We start from the raw sequence: 22,352 nt of genomic DNA on the forward strand, positions 1-22,352 counted from the left end.
GCGCGGTTTGGCCATCGTGGTGTCACTGATCAATGTCGGCTTTGGCATCTTGATCGTGGCGCTGCCCGTCATGATCTTTGAGCGGGTGCAGGGCGACGCGGCGCTCGTCGGCGAGCTGTGGGCGTTGCTTGGGCTTGGATCGGCTGTCTCTGTCTTCTTTTTCGGCCGCTACAGTAGCGAGGGCCGAGAACGCTTCATGCTCGGCGTCGCCACCCTCGCGAGCGGGCTCGGCATGGGCGTCCTCGCATTAACGGGCAATGTCCTTGTGGCGGCCGCCACTATGACGTTCCTGGGGCTGGCCAACGGTCCCGCCGACATCGCATTGTTTTCGATGCGGCAGCGTCGCACCGATCCCGCCTGGTACGGGCGAGCCTTCGCCGTCTCGATGTCGCTGAACTTTGCCGGGACGCCACTTGGGTCGGCGATGTCGGGTCCCCTGATCCATGTCGGGCTCACGCTGGCGATCGGCGTGGCCGCGGGGTTCCTGCTGCTCGCCGCCGGGCTGACGCCGCTGCTGATTCCGAAAACGGCTGGGTATAACATTTCCGGTGAGTCCGCCAGGCAGTCGCGCCGGGATCGTCCCGTCGAGGAAAGTCCGAGCTCCACAGAGCAGGGTGCCGGGTAACGCCCGGTCGGGGTGACCCGAAGGAGAGTGCCACAGAAAATACACAGCCGTCGCGCGAGCGGCGGCGAAGGTGAAAAGGTGCGGGTAAGAGCCCACCAGCAGCCGGGAGACCGGCTGGCTCGGTAAACCCCACCCGGAGCAAGACCGAATAGGAGGACGATACGGCTGGCTCGGCCGGTCCTCGGGTAAGGTCGCTAGAGTCGCCGGGTAACCGGCGACCGAGACGGATGACTGCCGCCCTACGGCGCGCCGGCTTTGCCGGCTGAAGCGGGGAACAGAACTCGGCTTACCGGCGGACTCACTCTTCGTAACGACTTCGTTGCACCGGACGTAAACCAAACGTCCTGATGCCGGCTCTAGGGTTTCGTGATCATGGCTGACGAGCAGCCGGTGCGCCTTGCGCCAGGGTTTGAAGCCGCCGTCCATGCAGAGAGCGGCCGGCTTTTCGCCATTGCCTATTCCATCCTGCGGGACGCGCAGGAAGCCGAGGATGCCGTACAGGAGACGATGGAACTGGCCTGGCGGTCCTGGGACGCGCTGCGCGATCCATCGAAGCGGAGCGCCTGGCTGCGCCAGATCTGCGTACGCCGCGCGATTCGGACGCGCAGGCGTTTGCTTCCCCGACTCTGGCTCGCCGACAGCCACACGGTCCCTTCGCAGCAACTCGATGAACCCGATCTGGACCTCGATCGATCCTATCGCCGCCTCACCCACCAACAGCGCGCCGTGGTGACGCTCCACTACGAATACGGCTACTCGCTCGACGAATGCGCCGCGCTGATCGGATGCCAGCCGGGGACCGCCCGTAGCCACCTTGCCCGAGCGCTGGCCAGCCTTCGAAAGGAGCTCAACTATGGGTAAGCCAGACGAGTTTGATCCGCGCCTCAAGGCCTATCTGCATCGAGGAGCCAGCACGCCGCCGCCCGCGGGCATGGACGCGCGCATCATCGGCGACGCATCCCGACAGAAAACCGGCTGGGCGCTCCAGGTCGTCGCGGCGGCCGCCGTCCTCGTGCTCGCCATCGGGCTGGGGATCGTCGTCCAACGCGCTCGCCAGTCGGTGGGCGTTGCGCCGACGGCTACCCCGTTCGCGTCGCCGATCACCAAGCCAACTCCCTATCCGACGCCGACAAGAAGCGGTGCGCCGTATCCGCTGCTGCCGCCCGTGTCGCTGCGGATGATCAACGCCAGCACGGGTTGGGCGGCCGGCTCAGGCACCGACCGGATTCTTCGGACGGTGGACGGCGGGTCCCACTGGGATGACGCCGGCCCGCGTGGCGCGCCACCCGGCAACTGGACCACCTTCTTTCTCGATGGCAACAACGCCTGGGTCGCGTCGTCCCTCCAGCCAGGCTCGGACTCGAACGACTTCAGTGTGCACGTCTACCGGACCACGGATGGCGGTCAGAGCTGGCACAACGCTGGTGTAGTCGCCGCGGACCAGGGGTGGCCGGCCTCCCTCTCCTTTGTCGACCGTAGCCACGGATGGCTCTTCATGAACCTGGGCGGTGCCGCGGGTTCCCAGGGCGTCGCCTTCTACGGCACGGTCGATGGTGGAACAACGTGGACCAAGCTCTCCGAGGCCGATACCAGTGGCAGCGCCGGCCACCTTCCGCTCGCCTGCAGCAAGGGCGTGCCGGTCTTTCTGAACAGCTCGACGGGCTGGCTGCCGGGTGCCTGCAGTGCCGGGGGTGGTCCATTCTTCTACGTCACGCATGACGGGGGACGAAGCTGGCGCAACGTCGCCCTCGCGTCACCGGCCGGATGGGGGGCAACCTGCATGTGCGAAATGACCAGCCTGCGATTTTCCGACGCTCGAAACGGGGTCTTCGTGCTGACCTCCTATTCGTCGGGTGGCCTGCCGGAGAGCGTGGTCTATTCGACCACCGACGGAGGGGGTTCCTGGCGGCCCGGGCCATCGCTGCCGGCGCAAGCGTACGAGGTGTTCTTCATCGACAAGAGCCGCGGCTGGACGGTCAACCTAAAAGCCAACAATAGCCTCCTCTACACCTCGGACGGCGGGCAGCACTGGTCGACTGTCGGGCCGATCCCATCGACGCAGGGTGTCATGGGCTTCCAGTTCGTCACGACCGAGATTGGATGGGCGCTGGGCAGCGAGCCGGGCGGCATCACGCTGATCAAGACCTCGGACGGCGGCGGGACTTGGACGATGCAGCTCACGCCGTAACGGCGGCTTACCGGAGGACACACGGTCTTATCCTTGTGCCGATGGCCGTCGCCCCGCGGGTGTTTGCGCGTCTCGCCTCGTTGGCTCTCAGCGTGCTGGCCATGACCGCCGCGGGCTGTGTGTCCACGTCGACGGTATCTCCCACACCAACAGATAGTGTTTCGGTGCTTGGCTGCCAGGACGTGATCGCCTCCGAGCCGACACCTCCATCAGGGTCGTCCATCATTCTCGATAGCGTCGCCCTCCCGACCGGCCGAGCTCTGCAAGCAAGTCCATCTGGAGACTCCAACCCGAACGAAAAGCTGTTCGCAAAGGATGCGTTGCTCATCCGCCGCGCGGCATCCTTCGACCTCGTGGTGCCTGAGGCGTGGCGCGGTCGTCTTGCGGTCGGCTGGGGCAGCCCCTCGAAACCAACGAGCCACCTGCGCGTTCCAGGCTGCGGACCCACGCAAAGAATGCCGTCCTCGAGCCGCTGGGTCCTGAGCGATGACTGGCTGGTATATCCTGGCGGCTACTCGGTACCGCAGGCATCTTGTGTGTCGCTCGTCGTCAGGGCGGGGCAGACGGAGCGAACGGTGCAAATTGGCGTCGGCGCGCCGTGCCCGGGCCAGTCGCCCCGCCTCCGCCGGCCTAGGGCACCGATCCCACGACACAACATGTAGGGCCTGTTTTTCTGTGCGCCCACAAGCCCACAAGATTTAGTCCCAATTTGTTGACAGGCACCTGTCGCGGTGGTAGCGTTCGGCGTGCTGGTGGCACAAAGTGGGGAAAAGTGGGGAGAGTGAGACAGCCGGTGACGATTCCTGATGTTCCTCGGCACCTACCGACACTCGGTGGACACCAAGGGTCGGGTCGCGATTCCCGCCCGTTTTCGGGAGCAACTCCCAGGTGGGACCGTCATCTCCAAGGGCGCCGAGGGTTGTCTGCAGGTCTATCCGCCCCAGGAATGGGCGCAGGAGCAGGGCTTGCGGCTGGGCTCGGCGACGCCGGCGGAGGAGCGGCGCCTCGCCCGCATGATGTTCGGCGCCGCCCGCGAGTGCGAATTCGACGCCCAGGGACGCATCGTCCTGTCCGCCGATCAGCGGCAGTACGCCGGCATCACGGGCATTGCCTGGATCGTTGGCGTCAACAACTTGATCGAGATCTGGAACGACGAGGGGTGGCGCCACATCGGCGAAGCGACACCAGAGGAATACACGCGCATTCAGGACCAGGTGGCCGAGGGGCGACGTGCCCAGCGCACGTGACCGACGCGGCCGCCCTCGACTCGAGCCACCGTCCGGGATGTCCGGACATCGACCCGTACTTTTACAAGAAGTCATAACGAGCCTTCAACCAGCCCCCGGGCAGGCGTTTGTCGACGCCACGCTAGGGGGTGGGGGATATGCGCGGGCGCTGATCGGGCGCCTGCGGCCGGGCGGCGTGCTGCTCGGCATCGATCGCGACGCCTCCGCCCTCGAGCGGTTCGCCCGGGAAGCGGTGCCTCCGGACGTCACGGTGATGCTGGAGCACACCAACTTCGCGCAGCTCGACCGGGCGGCCGAGCGGATCGGCCGCCCACCAAACGGGATCATCTTCGACCTCGGTCTTTCCTCACTCCAGCTGGACGACCCGGAGCGGGGTTTCAGCTTTCAGTCAGACGGACCGCTCGACATGCGATTGGACCGTAGCGAATCGTGGACCGCCGCCGACCTGCTCAACCGCGAGTCGGAAAGTGACCTACGGCGCATCCTGCGGGACTACGGCCAGGAGCGGTGGGGATCCCGGATCGCGCAACGAATCGTGGAGCGGCGGCGCCAGGTGCCGTTCAAGACGACGAAGGACCTGGTCGACGTGGTGGCCGGGGCCATCCCACGCGGTGCCTGGCCACGCGACATTCACGTCGCGACCCGCACCTTCATGGCATTCCGGATCGCGGTCAACCGCGAGCTGGACGCGGTCGAAAAAGGGTTGAAGGCAGCCATTGAAGTGCTTGCAAGCGGTGGGCGCGTAGGGGTCGTCTCTTTCCACTCCCTCGAGGACAAGATTGCAAAGAACCTATTCAACGTCGAAGCAACAGACTGTATTTGTCCGCCCCAAGCGCCCGTTTGTATCTGCGGGCACCGTCGTTCGGTGCGCGTCATAACACGCAAGCCCATCACTCCTTCGGAAGCCGAGGTGCAGGAAAATCCCCGCGCCCGGTCGGCGAAATTACGAATCGCGGAGAAACTATGAACCCCGTCCATGTCATTCCACAAGTCAATACCTGAGCGGCCGCATGGTGGAATCCCTCCCTCCTGGGCATCTACTAGTATTGCGGCCCCGCCGGCCCGATCCGACCCCTCCGGCGCGCGCGTTTCCCCCTTCGCGCGCGCGCCGGAGTCGCGGCCGGCCTTCCATCTCGCCCCTGGTCGGCGCGGTGTCACTGATCGCGGCCGCCCTGCTGCTGGTGGCGCAGTCGGCCGCCGCCACCCAGGCGAGCTACCAAATCGCGACGCTGAAGCAGGAACAGGCGCGCCTCAGCGGCGAGCACGACCAGCTCCTGGCCCAGCTCGCCGGCGACCGCGCCGCCAACCGCGTCGCTACCGCGGCGCAGCAACTCGGCCTCTCCCATCCGAGCCGCTGGCAATACGTTCACGGGACCGGCTCGCCGATCGCGCTCGGCCCGCGTCCGGCGAACTCGGGGCGTCCCGGCGTTTGGGACGGCGTGCTGGCCGTGTTGGGTGCGGTGATCGGCCGCCCGCTGACTTCCGAACCAGCGCACTAACCGGACGGCGATCGTGAGGGGCCCCCAGGAACTCGAGCCGCGGAGCCGCATCCTTACATTGATGGCGCTGGTGCTCTGCGCCTATCTGGTCCTGCTGGGCCGGCTCGCGTACTGGCAGGTCTTGCGCCACTCGGACATGGCTCGACTGGCAGCCACCTACCACGACGACACGATCACCCTGGCCGCCGCGCGGGGCAACATCCTCGACCGGAACGGTGCCCTGCTGGTGACCAACACGCCGGTCTATTCGATCTTCGCGTCGCCGGACCAGATCACGGGCGCCGAGCGCAACGGTATCGCCGCCAAGCTGGCACCGGTGCTCCAGCTCACCCCTGCCGATATCGAGGTCAGGCTCGCCTCGGCGCGGCAGTTCGTCTACCTGGCGCGGCGCGTTCAGGCCTCGGTCGCCCGGCAGCTTGACGCGATGCGCCTCCCCGGAATCGGGAAGGTCGCCGAGACCCAGCGGTCCTATGTCGACGGCGGCGTCGCCGGGACAAGCCTCGCCGCCAACCTGCTGGGTTTCGCCAACGACGCGGGAACCGGCAACTACGGCATCGAGGGCTATTACGACAAGACCCTCGCCGGCCAGGCGGGATTCGAGGCGACGGTGCGCGACCTGGCGAACCGGCCGATCGTCCTGAGCGATCGCCAGCGCCGCGAGCCGGTGAACGGCATGACGTTACAGTTATCGCTCGACAGCACGATCCAGGTGGTCGCCGAGCGAGCGCTGGCCGACGGCGTACAGAAATATCAGGCCGAAAGCGGCTCGCTGATCATCATGGAGCCGGCCACCGGTCGCATCGTCGCCTGGGCCGATGTGCCCAGCTACAACGCGAACCAGTTTGCGACGACGCCCACCGCGCAGTTCATCGACCCGATCGTTTCGAATCTTTATGAGCCGGGGTCGGTGATGAAGGTCGTGACATTGTCAGGCGCGCTCGATGATCACGCCATCACCCCCGACACGCGGTTCAACGAGACCGGCGTCGCGGTGGTGGGCGGAGTCGCGATCCGCAACTGGGACAACCGGGCCCACGGGAATGTCACAATGACTCAGGTCCTCCAAAACTCGCTCAACGTCGGCGCCATCAAGGCCCAGCAGATGGAGGGGGCCGCCCCCTTCTACCAGTACATGCAACGCTTCGGCATCGGCGCCCCCACCGGCGTTGACGTCGCGGCGGAGACGGCCGAGCCGCTTCGTGATCTCGCAAAGTGGAAGCCAGTCGAGCTCGCGACCGCCTCCTTCGGCCAGGGGGTCGACACCACGCCCATCGAGATGCTGGCCGCCGTCAACGTGGTCGCCACCGGCGGCAACCTCGTCTGGCCGCACGTCGTGGACCAGGTGATCGACGCGAACGGAACGCGCCACCCGGTTCAGCCGCGCATCGTCCGCCAGGTCATCAGCGCGAAGACCGCGCAGGAGATGCAGCAGATGATGGTCGGCGTTGTCGAGAAGGGCTCCGGTTTTGCCGCGCGGATCGACGGCTTCAAGAACCGGATCGCCGGCAAGACCGGCACCGCGAGCATCCCGGAAAACGGGAAATATCTTGCGGACGCGACCATCGGCTCCTTCGTCGGCTTCGTGCCCGTCGATCACCCGCAGTTCATCATGCTGGTGATCACCCGCAAGCCGAAGGTTCTCTTCGAGGGTGCGTACGTCGCCGCCCCCATCTGGAAAACCGTCGCCAGCGCGCTGATCACCCAGTGGCAGATCGCCCCGTGAGGCGGCGGTGGAGGCGACAGCGAGAATAGTGATGCTGTGGGCATGTCTGTGAAGGACGTGGTGAACGCGACACGCGGCCGGCTGCTCAGCGGTCCGCACGATGTCACCTTCACCCAGCTCTTTGTCGATTCGAGGGAGGTGAAACCGGGCGGCCTGTTCGTTGCCTTGCGCGGCGAGCAGCACGACGGACACGTCTTCATCCCACAAGCGATCGAACGTGGTGCGGCCGGGATCCTCTGCGAGCGGCCACCGCAGGGTGTGGAAAGCGCGGCGGTGATCCAGGTGGAGGACACCCGGCAATCGCTCTTCGACATCACGGCCGACCGGCTCGCCCGCCAGCCACACCCGATCGTCGCCATCACCGGCAGTGCCGGCAAGACGACGACCAAAGACCTGATCGCGCATCTGCTCGGGCGACGGCTCCGGGTGCACAAGAGCGAGGGCAACCTGAATACCTATACCGGCATCCCGATGACGATCTTCCAGATGGATCCGCGCGACCGAGCGCTGGTGGTCGAGTACGCGATGTCGCGGGCCGGCGAGATCCGCGAGTTGACCCGCGTGGCTCCGCCGACGATCGGCGTTGTCCTCAACGTCGGCCTGGCGCACGTTGGTTTCCTGGGTTCGATCGAGGGTGTGGCGGCGGCCAAGCGGGAGCTTGTCGAAGGACTCGCTCCCGGCGGCCTGGCGGTCCTCAACGCCGACGACCTGCGGGTTCGCGCTATGTCGGCGGTCGCGCGCCGCTTCACGCTCTTCGGCATGTCGAACGACGCCGCCGTCCGCGCCGAGAAGATCCGGCTCCACGGCCTCGAGGGCAGCACGTTCATGCTGCTCACGCCGCGCGGCAAAGTGGAGGTCTATCTCCGCCTGCCCGGCCACCACAGCATCTCGAATGCGCTCGCCGCCGCCGCCGTCGCGCTGGAATTCGATTTCGATGCGCCGGCCATCGCGTCGGCGCTGCACGGCTTCGCGCCACCGGCGCGGCGGATGAACATTGTGTCCGGACGCAACGGCGCCACCGTGATCGACGACTCCTACAACGCCAGCCCCGGATCGATGCTCGCGGCGCTCGAGGTACTGAGCCTCGCGCCCAAGGGCTGCCTGAAAGTGGCGGTGCTGGGGGACATGCTGGAGTTGGGCGACCATGCGGAACGGGCCCACGAGGAAATTGGTTCGCTTGCCGGCAAGACCGCCGACGTCCTGATCGCGGTCGGGGAATATGCCCCCCGCGTGGTGCAGGCCGCGCGCCGAGCCGGCTTGCCAACGGATCGTGCCTTCGTCGTCGAGAGCGCCGAGCAGGCGGTGGCATCATTGACCCCCCTGCTGACCGCGCAAACGCAGGTGCTCGTCAAGGGCTCCCGTGGCATGCGTCTGGAGCGCGTCGTCGAGCAAATTCGTGAGGCGCCATGAGGCCACTGATCGTCTTTGTCGCGGCCCTCGTCGTGAGCGCCCTCGTTTTCCCAGCGGCGATCGGCCAGTTGGCCCGGGCACGGATGGGCCAGCAAATCCGCGAAGAAGGCCCGGCCGCCCACCACGGCAAGGCCGGCACGCCGACCGCGGGCGGCCTGGTGTTCGTGCTGGTGGCGCTCGTCCTCTATCTGGTTGCCGACCGTTCGGTGGCCGGTGGCTTCGTGCTGACCGCGCTGGTGTTGGGCGCGGCCCTCGGCTTCATCGATGACTTTGCCGCCATCCGCGGCGGGCGCAACCTCGGGCTGAAGGCCCGGCAGAAGATCGTGATCCAGCTGGCGACGGGCGCGCTGCTCGGCTATCTCGCGCTGCGCTGGGGGCTGACCAGCCAGCTCGTCCCCTTCGATGGACGCCACCCGATCAGCGGCTGGATCATCGTCGTCGTCACGGCGGTGGCGGTGGCCGCCGGCTCCAACGCCTTCAACCTGACGGATGGCAGCGATGGCCTGGCCGCGGGAGCGGGCGCCATCACCTTCGGCGCGCTGGCGATCATCGCCGTCCTGCAACATCGACCCAGTGCGGGTCTGATGCCGGCCATCCTGGCGGGCGTCCTTACCGGTTTCCTGTTCTACAACTTGTTTCCCGCGCGCGTCTTCATGGGTGACACGGGGAGCCTGGCGCTGGGGACGGCCATGGTCGCGGCGGCGATCGCCACCGGCTTCCTCTGGTATCTGCCGCTGCTGGCCCTCGTCTTCGTCGTCGAGACCGTCTCCGTGATCGCGCAGGTCGCGAGCTTCAAGATGACCGGCAAGCGAATCATCAAGATGTCGCCGCTGCACAACCATTTCATCGTCTCGGGCTGGCGCGAGATGCCGATCGCCGTCTGGTTCTGGACCGGGTCGCTGGTCGCCGCCGTGCTCGCGCTGGCGCTGGCGCGGCCCGGGGCTTCGGCGTGAAGGGTCGGCACGCGCTGGTCCTTGGCTACGGCCGCAGCGGACGGGCGGCCGCAACCTTTATCACCGGTCGCGGAGGGTCGGTACGGGTGGTCGATCGCGCCGACACCCCGGAGCTGCGCGCAGAGCTCGAGCGGGCAGGGATCCAGGCCCGCCTCGGCGGTTACGGCGCGGAGGACCTCAACGGCACCGACCTCCTGGTGGTGAGCCCCGGTGTGCCGTGGGATGAGCCCCTGGTCGAGACCGCCCGCCGGCGCGGCATTGAAGTGACCAGCGAGATCGACCTCTTCTTCGGCTCATGTCCCGCCCGCATCGTCGGGATCACGGGTACCAACGGCAAGACGACCACCACGGCGCTCACCGCGGAGGTCCTCCGTGCCGGCGGGCTGCGGGTGATGCGGGGCGGCAACATCGGCGAGCCCGTACTCGACCGCATCGACCAGCTCCGCCCGGACGATTGGGTTGTGCTGGAGCTGAGCAGCTTTCAGCTGGAGTCGATCACGACGCCGCGGTTGCACATTGGCGTGGTGCTGAACGTGACGCCCGATCACCTCGACCGCCACAAGTCGTTCGCGCGCTACGTCGAGATCAAGGCACGCGCGATTGCCTTCATGGAGCCTGAGGACCACGCGGTGCTCAACGTCGATGACCCAGCCTGTGCCGGAATGCGGACACAGACGAGGGGCCAGGTGCTGGCGTTCGGTCTTCATCAACCCGTTGACCGGGGCGTCACCCTGGTGGATGGCTGGGTCACCATCGCGCATGCGGGAGTCAAGCGCCGGGTGCTGCCGGCCGCCGAGGTCCCGCTCCCCGGCGACCACAACCTCAGTAATGTGATGGCCGCTGTCGCCGCCGGCGACGCGGCCGGCATCGCGCCTGAGCCGGTGGCCGATGCCGTGCGGCAGTTTAAAGCCGTCGAGCATCGGCTGGAGCCGATCGGCACCTTCAATGGCGTCCGCTGGTACAACGACTCGAAGGCGACCAACCCGGACTCGACCTACAAGGCACTCGCGGCCTTCAGCGAGCCCATCATCCTGATCGCCGGTGGCCGCAACAAAGGGATCGAGATCGAGCCGCTGGCCCGAGCGATCGCGGGCCGGGTCGCCGCGCTGGTGACGATGGGGGAGACGGGCGAGGAGCTGGCCCGCCGGGCGCGTGACGCCGGCCTGAAAAAGGTCGAACGCGCGGAGGACCTGGCCGATGCGGTGCGCAAGGCCGCCGCGCTGGCGCCGCGCGGGTCGGTGGTCCTGCTGTCACCAGCCTTCACCAGCTACGACATGTTCCGCGACTACGAGGACCGGGGGCGGCGCTTCAAGGCGACCGTGCTCGCGGAGCTGAGCCGGTGAGGGCGCGGGCCGCGCTCGAGCTGCCGGCCGCGCGCCGGACGCTGGCCTCCACCCGTCTCTGGCGTCGCGGTGACCGCACGCTCGTGCTCACCGTCCTGGCACTGACGGCCTTCGGGCTGGTGATGGTCTTCTCCGCCTCCGAGGTACAGGGTTGGCTCTGGTTCCACAACGCGGCGTACTACTTCGAGCGGCAGCTGCTCTGGCTCGCACTGGGCGTCATTCTGCTGTGGGCTGCGGCCCACATCGACTACCACCGGCTGCGACCGCTCGCCTGGCCGCTGGCGGGCGTGACCGTCGTCCTGATGGTGGTCGTGCTGCTGCCGCATTTCGGGATCGAGGTCAACGGCGCCCGGCGCTGGCTGCGGTTGGGGCCGATGCAGATGCAGCCGGCGGAGCTGGCGAAGGTCGCCAGCATCGTCTTCATGGCCCTCTGGTTGGAGCGCCATCGGGAGCGGATCGGGTCGCTCGAAGACGGCGTCGTCCCCTTCCTCGCGCTGCTGGCACTCGTGACCCTGCTCGTCATTCTCGAACGAGACCTGGGCACCACCATGATCGTCGCCGGCATCCTGCTCTCCCAGTTCCTGGTCGCGGGCGGGAAAAAGCGTCACGTCCTCTTGCTGCTGCTGATCGTTGGCCTCTGCCTCTATGTCTTCATTCGCATGGAGCCTTACCGGCTGCATCGCATCCTGGCCTTTGTTGACCCCTGGTCCGATCCGCTCAACACCGGCTTTCAGGCGATCCAGTCGGTGGTCGCGCTCGGCTCCGGGGGCGTGACCGGGCTCGGGCTCGGGCACAGCATTCAGAAATATCAATGGCTGCCGTTCGCGCACACCGACTTCATCTTCGCCATCGTGGGCGAGGAGACCGGCCTGATCGGGACCACGATCGTGCTCGCGCTGTTCGGGCTCTTCACCTATCGCGGCTACCGCGTGGCGCTCAAGGCTCCGGATGCCTTCGGCTCCTTACTCGCCTGTGGGGTGACCACCTGGATCGCCTTCCAGGCGCTGATCAACATCGCGGCCGTCACGGTGACCTTGCCCACGACCGGGATTCCGTTACCCTTCATCAGCTACGGGGGCTCCTCGCTCGCGATCACCCTGCTGGCGGTCGGCATACTGATGAACGTTTCGACCCAGAGCGAGAAGGTGGGATGGATACGGCATGCGAGTATTGATCTCGGGCGGCGGCACGGGCGGACACTTGTTCCCGGCGATCGCCGTCGCGCAGGCGCTGTCGCGGAAAGATCCTGACGCCACCATCCTGTTCGCGGGGCGCCGCGAGGGGATCGAAGCGAAAACGGTCGCGAGTTATGGCATGCCCTTTACGGCCATCCCGGCCGCGCCGCTCTACACTGAGCAGGTATGGCGTAACTGGAAACTGCCGCCGGTGCTGGGGGCCGCGCTCTGGCAATCCTGGCGGCTCCTCGACCGGTTCAAGCCCGACGTCGTGCTCGGCACCGGCGGGTACGTCAGTGTCCCGCTCATCATGGCGGCCGGCCTGGCCCGCGTCCCGATCGTCCTCCAGGAACAAAACCTGATGCCCGGGCGCGCCACGCGGGCGCTCGCCCGTTTCGCCGGGAAGGTCGCCACTGCCTATCCGGAATCCTCGCGCTTCCTCCCCGCGGCCAAGACGGTCGTCACCGGCACGCCGGTCCGGACGGAATTCTGGCGTCGCAAAGAGAATTTCCCGCACCAGCCGCAGACCCTCCTTGTGTTGGGTGGCAGCCAGGGTGCCCATCGGCTCAACCAGGCGGTCGCGGACGCGGTCCCCTGGCTGCTGGATCGCCCTGACCTGCGGATCGCGCACCAGACGGGCGCACGCGAGATCGGTGCCATGCAGGCGGTCAAGGCCAAGCTGCCCCCGCCGCTTGCGGGACGCTACGAGCCCTTCGCCTTTGCCAACGACCTGGCCGACCGGATCCGAGGCGCGGACCTCGTCATCAGCCGGGCCGGCGCCAGCACCCTGAGCGAGGTGAGCGCGATCGGCGTTCCGATGATCCTGATCCCCTATCCGTACGCCGGGGGCCACCAGCGAATGAACGTCAAACCCTACGAGTCGGCGGGCGCGGCGATCGTGATTCCCGACGAAGAGGCGGAAGAGCGTCTCCGCGGGGTGGTCACCTCCCTCATCGACGATCCGGCCCGATATCGCAAGATGGTCGAGGCCATGCGAGGATTGGGGCGGCCGTACGCCGCCGAAGAGGTTGTCAGGCTCCTCGAAGAGGTGGCGCGGCACCACTGATGCGGATCCATTTCATCGGCATCTGCGGCTACGCGGTCTCGGGGCTGGCGCTCGTCGCCAAACAGCTCGGTAACGAGGTCACCGGGTCCGACGAAGATGCCTATCCGCCGACAACCGACATCCTTACGCAAGCCGGGATCAAGTGGGTCGATGGGCATGCTGCCGCCAATATCACGCGCTGGGGGAAGCCGGATCTCGTCGTCCAGGGCAACCAGGTGCGCGACGGCAATCCGGAAACCGAGGCGGCCAAGCGGCACCAGATCCGCCTCATCAGCGAGGCCGAGTACTGGGGCGAGCTGACTGCTGACCGTTTTCGCATCGTGGTGGCGGGCTCGGCCGGGAAGACGACCACGGCGAGTCTGATCGCCTGGATTCTTCGCAGCGCGGGGCGCAATCCCGGGTTCCGCCTCGGCATGACTGCCCGCGACCTCGGCTCGGCGGCGGCCTGGGGCAGCGGGCGGGAGTTCGTTTTCGAGGGCGACGAGTACACCTCGGCGGTCTTCGATCCGCGCCCCAAGTTCCTGCACTTCGCCCCCCAGCTGGCGGTCCTCACCAACATCGATTGGGACCACCCCGACGTCTTCCCGGATCCGGGGTCCTACGAAGCGATCTTTCGCCAGCTGCTCGAATATCTCGGACCGGAGGACCGGCTGATCGCCAACTCGGACGATCCGACTGTTCGCCGGCTGCTCAGCCGGACGCGCGCCAACGTCGAGACCTACGGTCTCCGGGGTGGGGCCGACTGGCATGGCCGCGATGTGCAGATCGAAGGGGAGGGGATGCGCTTCACCGCCTGGCACCAGGCAAAGGTCGTGGCCGTCGTCACCACCAGGCTGCCGGGAGAGCACAACGCAGCGAACGCGCTGGCCGCCCTCGCCGCTGCCGTCCGGATCGGCGTGCCCGTCGCCGCGGCGGTGGAGGCGATCGGAAAGTTCCAGGGCGTCAGCCGCCGCTTCGAAGTCCGCGGCCAGGTGCGGGGCGTCACGCTGGTCGATGACTATGCGCACAACCCCGCGAAGGTGCGCGCTACCCTGAAGGCGGCGCAGGAGCGCTTTCACCCAGGACGGGTGCTGGCTTGCTTCGTGCCGCATACCTACTCACGCACCAGGAGCCTGTTGGACGCCTACGCCGACGCCTTCCAGGGGTGCGCCCTTGTCGTGATCGGACCGATCGAGCCCGCCCGCGAGCGCCACCTCGCGCACACCGTTAGCTCGCAAGACCTGGCCAGGGTGATCCGGGGGGTCGACGAAGTCGCCACGGCGGATTCGGCCCGCTCGGCCGCCTACAAGCTGGCGTCGGCCGCGCGCCCCGGGGACGTCATCGTCTATATGTCGGTGCGCGGTTTCGACGAGGTCATCGCGAAAACCGCCGAGGTGCTGGAGCGCTCACCGGTTGCCTGACGCCTGGTTGGCGGCGGTCCCGGGCGTGCGCGAGCACGAGCCGCTCAGCCCGCACAGCTGGTATGGAATCGGCGGCCGCGCCCGCTATTTCCTGGGGCTCGACGACGATGCCACGCTTCCCGACTTGATCGGCGGTCTGACCAAAGAGCGCGTGCCCTACCTGGTGATCGGGGCGGCCACCAACACGCTCTTCGCCGCCGACGAGCTGCCGGGATTGACGATCAAGCTCGGCACGTCGCGCCTGACGTTCGAGGGAAGCCGGGTTACGGCATCCGCCGGGTACCTGATGCCGAAGCTGGCCTCGGAAACCGCGAAGGCCGGACGGACCGGCCTCGAGTTCGGCGCGGGTGTCCCGGGCACCGTCGGCGGATCGGTGGTGGGGAACGCGGGCGCCTTCGGACGCGAATTGAAAGATGGACTCATCAGCACCGATGTCATCGATCCGGAGGGCCGGCTGCACACGCTCTCGGCGGCCGACTGCCGCTTCGCCTATCGCGACTCGATCTTGAAATCGGAGAAGCCGGGATGGACCGTCCGTTCGGCGACGTTCGAGACCGGGGAGGGCGATCCGTCGCGCATCCGCGAGCGAATCAAGGAGGTGCAAGAGCACCGACGCCAGTCGCAGCCGATCGAGAAGCGTAGCCTGGGGAGCACCTTCAAGAATCCGCCAGGCGACGCCGCCGGCCGCCTCATCGATGCCTGCGGTCTCAAGGGGCGTCGCGTCGGCGGCGCGCAGATCTCAGAAAAGCACGCGAACTTCATCGTCAACCTGGGGGGAGCCAGCGCGGATGACGTGCTAGCCTTAATGGCCGAGATGCGGAATCGCGTCTTCGAACGGTTCGGCATCGAGCTCGAACCGGAGGTCCGCGTCATCGGCCGGACACCGAGCCGATGAGCCGGCTGCGGATCGGGGTCCTCTTCGGTGGACGGTCGACCGAGCACGAGGTCTCCATCCTGTCCGCCCGGTCGATCATCGCCGCGATGGATCCGCAACGGTTCGAGGCGGTACCGGTCTACATCGACAAGAACGGGCGCTGGCTGGTGGGTGGGTCGCTCAAGCGCCTCGTGAGCGAGGACGCCGCCAGCAAGTACGTCTACCTTCCGCCGGACCCGACACAACGATCCCTCGTGCCCGCGCGAGACGGGGCTGGGGCGCCACCCACCCTGCCGGCGCTCGACGCGGTCTTCCCGGTGTTTCACGGGCTGAACGGCGAGGACGGGACCATCCAGGGCGTGCTGGAGCTGGCCAACATCCCGTACGTGGGCGCCGGTGTGCTCGGTTCGGCGCTCGGGCTCGACAAGATCTACATGAAGCGCGCCTTCGCCGCCGTCGGCCTGCCGATCGTCGACTATCTTCCCATCACCCGACGGCAGTACGAGCAGGACCCGAACGCCTTCATCGCCCTGGTCGAGGAGCGCTTGGGCTATCCGTGCTTCTCGAAGTTCGCGAACTCCGGGTCGAGCGTGGGCACGACGAAGGCCCACGACCGCGCCGAGCTCCTCGCCGGTCTGCAACTCGCCGCCAGCTTCGATCGTAAGTTGCTGGTCGAGCGGGCGGTCGATGCGCGTGAGTTGGAGGTCAGCGTCCTCGGCAATGATGAGCCGCAGGCCTCCGTCGTCGGCGAAATCGTCCCGGCCCACGAGTTCTATGACTACGACGCGAAATACCTGGACGAGGGATCGCGACTGGTGATCCCGGCGGCGATCGAGGGCGACGTTGCCGAGAACGTTCGCGCGATGGCGTTGCGAGCCTTCCAGGCCGTCGACGCGGCGGGAATGGCGCGCGTGGACTTCTTCATGGAGCGCAAGACCGGCCGTGTGCTGGTGAACGAGCTGAACACGATCCCGGGCTTCACCCGCATCAGCATGTACCCGAAGCTCTGGGAGGCATCGGGACTGTCGTATCCAAAATTGATCGGGCGGCTCGTGGACCTCGCGATCGAACGCTTCAACGACAAGCAGCGCTCGCAGACCGCGATCGATAGCCGGCTCTTGCAGCCCGGAGCAACCGAATGAGCCCGCTCCGGCGTGGAAAAGCGGGCGGATGTGAGCCCACTCCGGCGTGGAAAAGCGGGCGGATAAAATGACCGTCGGGACGATCGAAAAGCGCCGCCGCCGAACGGCGCCGGCACCAGCCAGGCCGGTGGCGACGGGGCGCGGGTGGATCTGGGCCGCGGTGCAGATCGCCGTGCTCGGTGGCGAGGTCTTCGCGCTGCTCTTCCTGCTGGCTCAGCCCGCCTTTCGCCCGCGGCACGTGGAGGTGGTGGGCACGAAACATCTGACGGCCGCGCAGGTCACGGGCGCACTGAATCTGCCGGCCGACCGCAGCATCTTCCTGCTCAACCAGACCGATCTCGCCAGGCGTCTACAGGCGCTGCCATGGGTGCGGTCGGCCAGCGTCAACCTGACCCTTCCGGACCGGGTCTCGGTCAGGGTCACCGAGTGGATGCCGTCCGCGGTTCTCCAGGTCGGCGAGACGACCTATTACCTGAACGACCTTGGTGAGGTGCTCGATCCGGCCGCCGAGGCCGGCAGCCTGACGGTCATCAACCGGCCCGGCTTCGGACCGGCGAACGACGGCCAGCACGCACTCGGCAGTGAGCTGCTGCCCATGCTGGTTCAGCTGCGCGCCGGTTTTTCCGCCGCCTTTAAGATCTCCGTCACGTCGTTCCAGCTGGATCGTCGCGAGGTGCTCACCGCGCAAACCGATCGCGGATGGACGATCATCTTCGGCCAGATGGTCACCGCCGACGATCGCGCCAGCCTCGAGCCCAAGCTCGCCGCGCTGCGAGCGCTGAGCAGCCGGATCGATCTCATCTCGGGGCCGATTCAATACATCAACCTCGAGAATCCGCACGCGCCCGCGGTGCAGATGCGAGCGCACAAGTGAGGCTCCCCGCCAGCGGATCGCGAGAAGCGTTATGGCTGGTGGCCGCCGTGTTCGTCTTCGGCACGGTCGGCATCGTCATCGGGCTCAATGCCCCGGTGCAGATCCCGGCGGGCTACGCGCGCTACACCGCGGTCATGATCCTTGCCGCACTCGACTCCGTGCTCGGGGCGGTCAAGGCCTGGCTCAATGGAAACTTCGAGAACAAAGTCTTCATCTCGGGGTTGCTCGTCAACTCACTGGCCGCGGGCGCGCTGACCTACCTGGGCGACAAGCTCGGCGTCGAGCTGTATTTCGCCGCCATCGTGGCCTTTGGGGTCCGCATCTTCGACAACCTGGCCGTTATTCGGAGGCATCTTCTCTAGCGAGCCCCGGGCGATTAGCCCTTCGTCGACTTACCGCTCGGCCGAACGCCCTTTTCGATAGCGTCGGCGCTTGCCCGGAGGTGGCGCGCAATGCTCTGCTGCTGCTGCGGCGTAATCGTGCCTTTCTTTGCCGCGGCCTGGAAGACGGCGTCGATCTGCTCAAACGCGACCGAGACCTGGCGGATCGCTGGGTAGTCTTTCCGTACGTCCTCGCCGCTTCTCGCAATCTTCCGGAGCAGCTCATCCAGATTCTTGGCCATGTCCCGGAGAGTCCTCGGCAGGCTCAGCGCCACAAGCGGGGTCATGCTCTGAATCTATCATCTGCGTGGGGACATTGCTATGGGAACCGCAGAGCTGCCGGAGGGTACGCTCACGTTCCTGCTCACGGATCTCGTGGCCTCGACCAGGTCGTGGGAGTCCTCCCCGGCTGGCATGCGCGAGTCCATGGCCCGGCACGACAGGATCGTGGCTGGTTGCCTGCGGCGGCATCAGGGAGCGGACGTCGGGCGCGCAGGGGACAGTGTGCTCGCGGTCTTCCGCCGCGCCGGCGACGCCGCGGCCTGCGCGCTGGCACTCCAACGCGAATTCGATGCCGAGCCGTGGCCGGCTGACATGCACGTTGAGGCCCGCATCGCGATTCACACGGGAGAGACGGAACTCCGGGAGGGCCGCTACCACGGCGTTGCGCTGAATCGCTGCGCCCGGCTGCTAGCGACCTGCCACGGCGGCCAGGTCCTGCTCACCCAGGCCACGGAGCAGCTACTGGTTGACGAGTTGCCGGTCGGAACGGCTCTCTGGGACCTTGGCCTGCACCGCTTGAAGGATTTGACGCGGCCCGAGCGGGTCTTCCAGCTGGTCGACCTCAACCGTCCGGCGGAGTTCCCTCCCATCCTGTCTCTCGCGCGGCAGCTTACCAATCTGCCGGCGCAGCTAACCCCGTTTATCGGCCGTGAGGAGCAGCTGAAAGAGCTTCAGGAAATGCATCGCCAGACCCGGCTGCTTACGTTGACTGGGCCCGGCGGCGCGGGAAAGACAAGACTTGCCCTTGAGCTCGCCGCGCAGCTTGTGGGCGAGGAGGCGGATGGCGTTTGGTTGGTCGAGCTTGCACCACTCTCTGATCCGCTGCTCGTCCCCCAGGCGGTGGCCAGCGGTCTCGGCCTGAAGGAGCAACCGGGGCGCCGCATGGCGGAGACGCTGGTGCACCACGCACGTCAGCGGCGCCTTTTGCTGGTCCTCGATAACTGCGAGCACCTTGTCGAACCCACAGCGACCCTCGCGGCGGAACTGCTCAAAGGATGTGAGGGCCTGACCGTGCTGGCCACCAGCCGGGAGCCGCTAAACGTACCGGGCGAGCTGACGTGGCGGGTTCCCCCGCTGACCCGCGATGAGGCGGTGCGCCTCTTTGCCGACCGGGCGCTGTCCCATGACCCCCGGTTCCGTCTCACTGACGAGAACATCCAGGTCGTGGCTCAGATCTGCGACCGGCTGGACTTCATTCCACTGGCCATCGAGCTGGCCGCGGCCAGGGTGACGGCGATGCCGGTTCACGAAATCCTTGCCCACCTGGAGAGCCGCTTCGCGCTGCTGACTGGCGGCGATCGTACGGCTTCCAGCCGGCTCCGCACCTTGAGGGCGGCGATGGACTGGAGCTATGACCTCCTGGCTGATCCGGAAAGAATTTTCTTTCGACGGTTATCAGTCTTTGCCGGCCGCTTCGGGCTAGAGGCAGCGGAGGACGTCTGCGCCGACGCTGCCGTGCCACAGGAGTCAACGCTCGACCTGCTGGTTCGATTGGTCGACAAGTCATTGGTCATGGTGGACAAGTCGCTGGCCATTCTGGAGGGTGGACGGTATCGGCTCCTCGAGACCGTGCGTACGTATGGTCAGGAGCGATTGCTCGTGGCGGGCGAGACCGATGCGATGCAAGCCCGACTCGGCGCTTATGTTCTGAGCCTGGCCGAGACTCGACCGCCAGGTCAGTTGGCTGCCTGGCTCGACCGGCTTGAGGCCGCCCACGACGATATCCGCAACACGCTCCGGTGGACGGTCAAGGCCGACCCCGATCTCGGCGTCCGGCTGGCCGTGGCACTCACGATCTTCTGGCAGCTTCGCGGTCACGCTTCGGAGCCGCGTCAGTTCATGGACGACCTACTGAGATACGCGCCAGCCGGTTTCCGTACGCACGCGGCTGGGCTCCAGCTCGCCGGTACGTTCGCCTACCTGCAGGCCGACTTCGATGCTGCTCGTCAGCTCCTTGCGACCGGACTGGAAGAGGCCCGCGCGATCGGGGATCGATTGACCGTCTTGCGAACGCTCGCCGTCCTTGGACTAGTCGGTACGGCCATCGGCGACCTGGCGGCCTCCAAGGCAGCCCTCGAGGAAGCCCTGACGCTGGCTCGCGAATCTGGCGAGCGTGAGGAAGAAGCCGGAATCCTCCATCAACTTGCGCTCCTGGCCGGCCGGCGGAATGATCTCGAAGAATCCCGCACGCTCTTCGACGAGAGCATCGCCCTTCGCCGAGCCCAGGGCAGGACTGATGAGGCGTCCATGTCGCTAACCTATCTCGCCGGGGTCGCCCTCCTACAAGGGGACCTCGCCACCGCGAGGCGCTGTGTCGGCGAGAGTTTGGAGCTCGGACGGGCGATGCGCGATCGCAGATCGGCATTCTCACTTGATGTGCTGGCCTGCCTTACCGGCTTCGACGGAAACATGAAGCGTGCGGTAGTACTGGCGGGCGCCGGCTCCGCGATGCACGAAGGTAGTGGCAACACGCCACCGCAGGTCTGGGGCGATCTGATGTCGGCATTCCTCCAACCCGCCCGCGAGGCGCTCGGCGAGCATGCTGCTGGAGCCGCCTGGGAAACGGGCCGGCGCATGGACTACGAGGACGCCCTACAGCTGGCTCTAAACACGGTCTCAGGGCGCGGCCAAGCAACTCAGGATTTCGAATCGTCGATGGCGCCTGCGTCCAGCGGGCCGGAGTAACCGACAAGGCCGTTCAGCGCGGTTCGATCGGCGCGAGACGATTCGAATGCCCAGCGCGCTGGCAAGCTGTGGATAACTGGCCAGCTTGTGTTGTGCCGGCCCCAAAAGCCCTCTATAATGTGGCGCAACCGTCCCAGCCAGCGTTCCAGGAAAGGTCTTTGCCACGTTCTAAATACGTCACAGCATTAGATATCGGCACAACCAAGATCTGCTGCGTCGTCGGCGAGCCGACGGACCGCGGTCTCAACATCGTCGGATTCGGCGAGGCAACCTCCGAAGGTCTGCGTCGCGGCGTGGTCGTCAACATGGAGAAGACCGTACGGGGCATCAGCCGCGCGGTCGATGCCGCGCAGCGGATGTGTGGCCACAAGGTCGAGTCGGCCTTCGTCGGCATGGCCGGCACGCATGTCCTCAGCCAGAACAGTCGCGGCGTCATCGCAGTGGCCCGGTCGGACCGTGAGATTGGTCAGGAGGACGTCAGCCGCGTGATCGACGCAGCGCGCGCGGTCTCCGTACCCAACGATCGCGAGATCATCCACGTCGTCCCACGCGGCTATATCGTCGACGGTCAGGAAGGGGTCCGGGACGCGGTCGGCATGTCGGGCGCCCGGCTCGAAGTCGAAACCCACATCATCACCGGGTCGCTGACCGCGGTGCAAAACGTCGTCAAGTGCGTCCACCAGGCGGGCATGAGCGTCGAGGACCTGGTGGTGCAAGTGCTGGCCTCGGCCGAGGCCGTCCTCAATGACAATGAGCTGGACCTCGGCGTGGCGCTCGTGGATGTCGGCGGCGGGACGACGGATGTCGCGCTCTTCACCGACGGCAGCGTCGTGCACACCGCGGTCCTGCCCGTGGGTGCGACGCACGTCACAAACGACATCGCCATCGGGCTTCGCACCACGCTCACCGAGGCCGAGATGTTGAAGGTCAACTACGGACACGCGATCCCCGCCTGTATCCCGCGCGAGGAGATGGTCGAGTTGCACCAGATCGGGCAGGACCGGGTCCAGGTTGTGCCGCGCCGGCACCTGGCGGAGATCATCGCCCCACGGGCGCGCGAGATCCTCGAAATGGTGCGCCTCGAGATGCGTCGCGGTGGCCACGACGGCTTCTTACCCGGCGGCGTCGTCTTCACCGGCGGCGGCTGCCGCCTGCTGGGTTTCACCGATGCCGCGCAGTCGCTGCTCGACCTCCCGGTCAGGATCGGGGCGCCGGCGCAAACCATCGGGATGAGCGACCAGGTGAACGGGCCCGCTTACGCGACCGCCGTTGGGCTGCTGCGCTGGGGAACCAAACTTCGGCACCACGGCAACGGCCACGCGCCCGTTGGCGCGGGCGCTTCGGCGGTGTACGCGCGGACCGTTCGTTGGATCAAGGATTTCTTCTAGAGGAAGGAGGCCGATATGAACATCGACGATCAGCTTCGAATGAAGGGCCTCGCCTCGCGGCCCGTGATTCCTGGCGATTACGGCGGAGGCCAGGGGCC

At 66.8% G+C, this 22,352-nt stretch carries 19 protein-coding genes and 1 other RNA gene; 19 read left to right on the plus strand and 1 reads right to left on the minus strand.

Features of this window, described 5'->3' with window-relative positions; all coding sequences use genetic code 11:
* Positions 1–549 precede the first annotated feature (549 nt).
* From rnpB to VHK65_16305, 17 genes are all read left to right on the plus strand, one after another.
* An RNA gene (gene rnpB, locus VHK65_16225) (RNase P RNA component class A) lies at positions 550–930 on the plus strand.
* Between the two features lie 67 nt (positions 931–997).
* Entirely contained in the window at positions 998–1,486 is a 489-nt protein-coding gene (locus VHK65_16230) for an RNA polymerase sigma factor (GenBank protein HVS07695.1), read from the plus strand.
* A complete protein-coding gene (locus VHK65_16235; protein HVS07696.1) occupies positions 1,479–2,813 on the plus strand; it encodes a hypothetical protein in 1,335 nt (444 codons plus the stop codon). The genes VHK65_16230 and VHK65_16235 overlap by 8 nt, the downstream gene beginning before the upstream one ends.
* Positions 2,814–3,619: 806 nt before the next feature.
* Positions 3,620–4,060, plus strand: coding sequence for a division/cell wall cluster transcriptional repressor MraZ (gene mraZ / locus VHK65_16240; protein ID HVS07697.1), 441 nt, complete (start codon positions 3,620–3,622; stop codon positions 4,058–4,060).
* 37 nt (positions 4,061–4,097) lie between these two features.
* Positions 4,098–5,027, plus strand: coding sequence for a 16S rRNA (cytosine(1402)-N(4))-methyltransferase RsmH (gene rsmH, locus VHK65_16245; protein ID HVS07698.1), 930 nt, complete (start codon positions 4,098–4,100; stop codon positions 5,025–5,027).
* Positions 5,028–5,211: 184 nt separating this feature from the next.
* On the plus strand, positions 5,212–5,559 hold the full coding sequence (locus tag VHK65_16250; GenBank protein HVS07699.1) for a hypothetical protein: 348 nt from the start codon (positions 5,212–5,214) through the stop codon (positions 5,557–5,559).
* Positions 5,560–5,572: 13 nt separating this feature from the next.
* Complete coding sequence (locus VHK65_16255; protein ID HVS07700.1) at positions 5,573–7,282, plus strand: penicillin-binding protein 2; 1,710 nt, start codon at positions 5,573–5,575, stop codon at positions 7,280–7,282.
* Positions 7,283–7,324: 42 nt separating this feature from the next.
* The gene (gene murF / locus VHK65_16260) at positions 7,325–8,692 is read left to right on the plus strand and encodes a UDP-N-acetylmuramoyl-tripeptide--D-alanyl-D-alanine ligase (GenBank protein HVS07701.1); all 1,368 of its coding nucleotides are present in this window, start codon (positions 7,325–7,327) and stop codon (positions 8,690–8,692) included.
* The gene (mraY, locus tag VHK65_16265; protein HVS07702.1) at positions 8,689–9,645 is read left to right on the plus strand and encodes a phospho-N-acetylmuramoyl-pentapeptide-transferase; all 957 of its coding nucleotides are present in this window, start codon (positions 8,689–8,691) and stop codon (positions 9,643–9,645) included. Before murF ends, mraY begins: the two co-directional genes overlap by 4 nt.
* The gene (murD, locus tag VHK65_16270; protein ID HVS07703.1) at positions 9,642–10,988 is read left to right on the plus strand and encodes a UDP-N-acetylmuramoyl-L-alanine--D-glutamate ligase; all 1,347 of its coding nucleotides are present in this window, start codon (positions 9,642–9,644) and stop codon (positions 10,986–10,988) included. The genes mraY and murD overlap by 4 nt, the downstream gene beginning before the upstream one ends.
* Complete coding sequence (gene ftsW, locus VHK65_16275; protein ID HVS07704.1) at positions 10,985–12,238, plus strand: putative lipid II flippase FtsW; 1,254 nt, start codon at positions 10,985–10,987, stop codon at positions 12,236–12,238. The genes murD and ftsW overlap by 4 nt, the downstream gene beginning before the upstream one ends.
* Entirely contained in the window at positions 12,150–13,229 is a 1,080-nt protein-coding gene (gene murG / locus VHK65_16280) for an undecaprenyldiphospho-muramoylpentapeptide beta-N-acetylglucosaminyltransferase (GenBank protein HVS07705.1), read from the plus strand. Before ftsW ends, murG begins: the two co-directional genes overlap by 89 nt.
* Positions 13,229–14,629: a UDP-N-acetylmuramate--L-alanine ligase gene (murC, locus tag VHK65_16285; GenBank protein HVS07706.1), complete on the plus strand. Its 1,401-nt coding sequence runs from the start codon at positions 13,229–13,231 to the stop codon at positions 14,627–14,629. Before murG ends, murC begins: the two co-directional genes overlap by 1 nt.
* Complete coding sequence (gene murB / locus VHK65_16290) at positions 14,622–15,524, plus strand: UDP-N-acetylmuramate dehydrogenase (GenBank protein ID HVS07707.1); 903 nt, start codon at positions 14,622–14,624, stop codon at positions 15,522–15,524. The genes murC and murB overlap by 8 nt, the downstream gene beginning before the upstream one ends.
* Positions 15,521–16,645, plus strand: coding sequence for a D-alanine--D-alanine ligase family protein (locus VHK65_16295; protein ID HVS07708.1), 1,125 nt, complete (start codon positions 15,521–15,523; stop codon positions 16,643–16,645). Before murB ends, VHK65_16295 begins: the two co-directional genes overlap by 4 nt.
* Positions 16,646–16,712: 67 nt before the next feature.
* Complete coding sequence (locus tag VHK65_16300) at positions 16,713–17,519, plus strand: FtsQ-type POTRA domain-containing protein (GenBank protein HVS07709.1); 807 nt, start codon at positions 16,713–16,715, stop codon at positions 17,517–17,519.
* Positions 17,516–17,881 (plus strand): small basic family protein, encoded by a 366-nt coding sequence (locus VHK65_16305; protein HVS07710.1) that lies wholly within the window; start codon positions 17,516–17,518, stop codon positions 17,879–17,881. The genes VHK65_16300 and VHK65_16305 overlap by 4 nt, the downstream gene beginning before the upstream one ends.
* A gap of 14 nt (positions 17,882–17,895) precedes the next feature.
* On the opposite strand, the gene VHK65_16310 is transcribed toward VHK65_16305, so the two are convergent.
* Complete coding sequence (locus tag VHK65_16310; GenBank protein HVS07711.1) at positions 17,896–18,186, minus strand: hypothetical protein; 291 nt, start codon at positions 18,184–18,186, stop codon at positions 17,896–17,898.
* Between the two features lie 34 nt (positions 18,187–18,220).
* Here VHK65_16310 and VHK65_16315 point away from each other — a divergent pair, with 34 nt between their 5' ends.
* Positions 18,221–20,866: an AAA family ATPase gene (locus tag VHK65_16315; protein HVS07712.1), complete on the plus strand. Its 2,646-nt coding sequence runs from the start codon at positions 18,221–18,223 to the stop codon at positions 20,864–20,866.
* A 158-nt stretch (positions 20,867–21,024) separates the two neighbouring features.
* Entirely contained in the window at positions 21,025–22,254 is a 1,230-nt protein-coding gene (ftsA, locus tag VHK65_16320) for a cell division protein FtsA (protein ID HVS07713.1), read from the plus strand.
* Positions 22,255–22,352: the final 98 nt, after the last annotated feature.

It is taken from the genome of Candidatus Dormiibacterota bacterium (assembly GCA_035544955.1).
Taxonomy (GTDB): Bacteria; Chloroflexota; Dormibacteria; order CF-121; family CF-121; genus CF-13.

What these genes read in the sequence shown, in the direction of transcription:
- rsmH (HVS07698.1), top strand. Translation starts at nt 4,098, where the DNA reads ATGTCCGGACATCGACCCGTACTTTTACAAGAAGTCATAACGAGCCTT.
- murF (HVS07701.1), top strand. Translation starts at nt 7,325, where the DNA reads ATGTCTGTGAAGGACGTGGTGAACGCGACACGCGGCCGGCTGCTCAGC.
- mraY (HVS07702.1), top strand. Translation starts at nt 8,689, where the DNA reads ATGAGGCCACTGATCGTCTTTGTCGCGGCCCTCGTCGTGAGCGCCCTC.
- VHK65_16235 (HVS07696.1), top strand. Translation starts at nt 1,479, where the DNA reads ATGGGTAAGCCAGACGAGTTTGATCCGCGCCTCAAGGCCTATCTGCAT.
- VHK65_16230 (HVS07695.1), top strand. Translation starts at nt 998, where the DNA reads ATGGCTGACGAGCAGCCGGTGCGCCTTGCGCCAGGGTTTGAAGCCGCC.
- VHK65_16310 (HVS07711.1), bottom strand. Translation starts at nt 18,186, where the DNA reads ATGACCCCGCTTGTGGCGCTGAGCCTGCCGAGGACTCTCCGGGACATG.
- VHK65_16295 (HVS07708.1), top strand. Translation starts at nt 15,521, where the DNA reads ATGAGCCGGCTGCGGATCGGGGTCCTCTTCGGTGGACGGTCGACCGAG.
- mraZ (HVS07697.1), top strand. Translation starts at nt 3,620, where the DNA reads ATGTTCCTCGGCACCTACCGACACTCGGTGGACACCAAGGGTCGGGTC.
- murC (HVS07706.1), top strand. Translation starts at nt 13,229, where the DNA reads ATGCGGATCCATTTCATCGGCATCTGCGGCTACGCGGTCTCGGGGCTG.
- VHK65_16315 (HVS07712.1), top strand. Translation starts at nt 18,221, where the DNA reads ATGGGAACCGCAGAGCTGCCGGAGGGTACGCTCACGTTCCTGCTCACG.
- VHK65_16300 (HVS07709.1), top strand. Translation starts at nt 16,713, where the DNA reads ATGACCGTCGGGACGATCGAAAAGCGCCGCCGCCGAACGGCGCCGGCA.
- murG (HVS07705.1), top strand. Translation starts at nt 12,150, where the DNA reads ATGCGAGTATTGATCTCGGGCGGCGGCACGGGCGGACACTTGTTCCCG.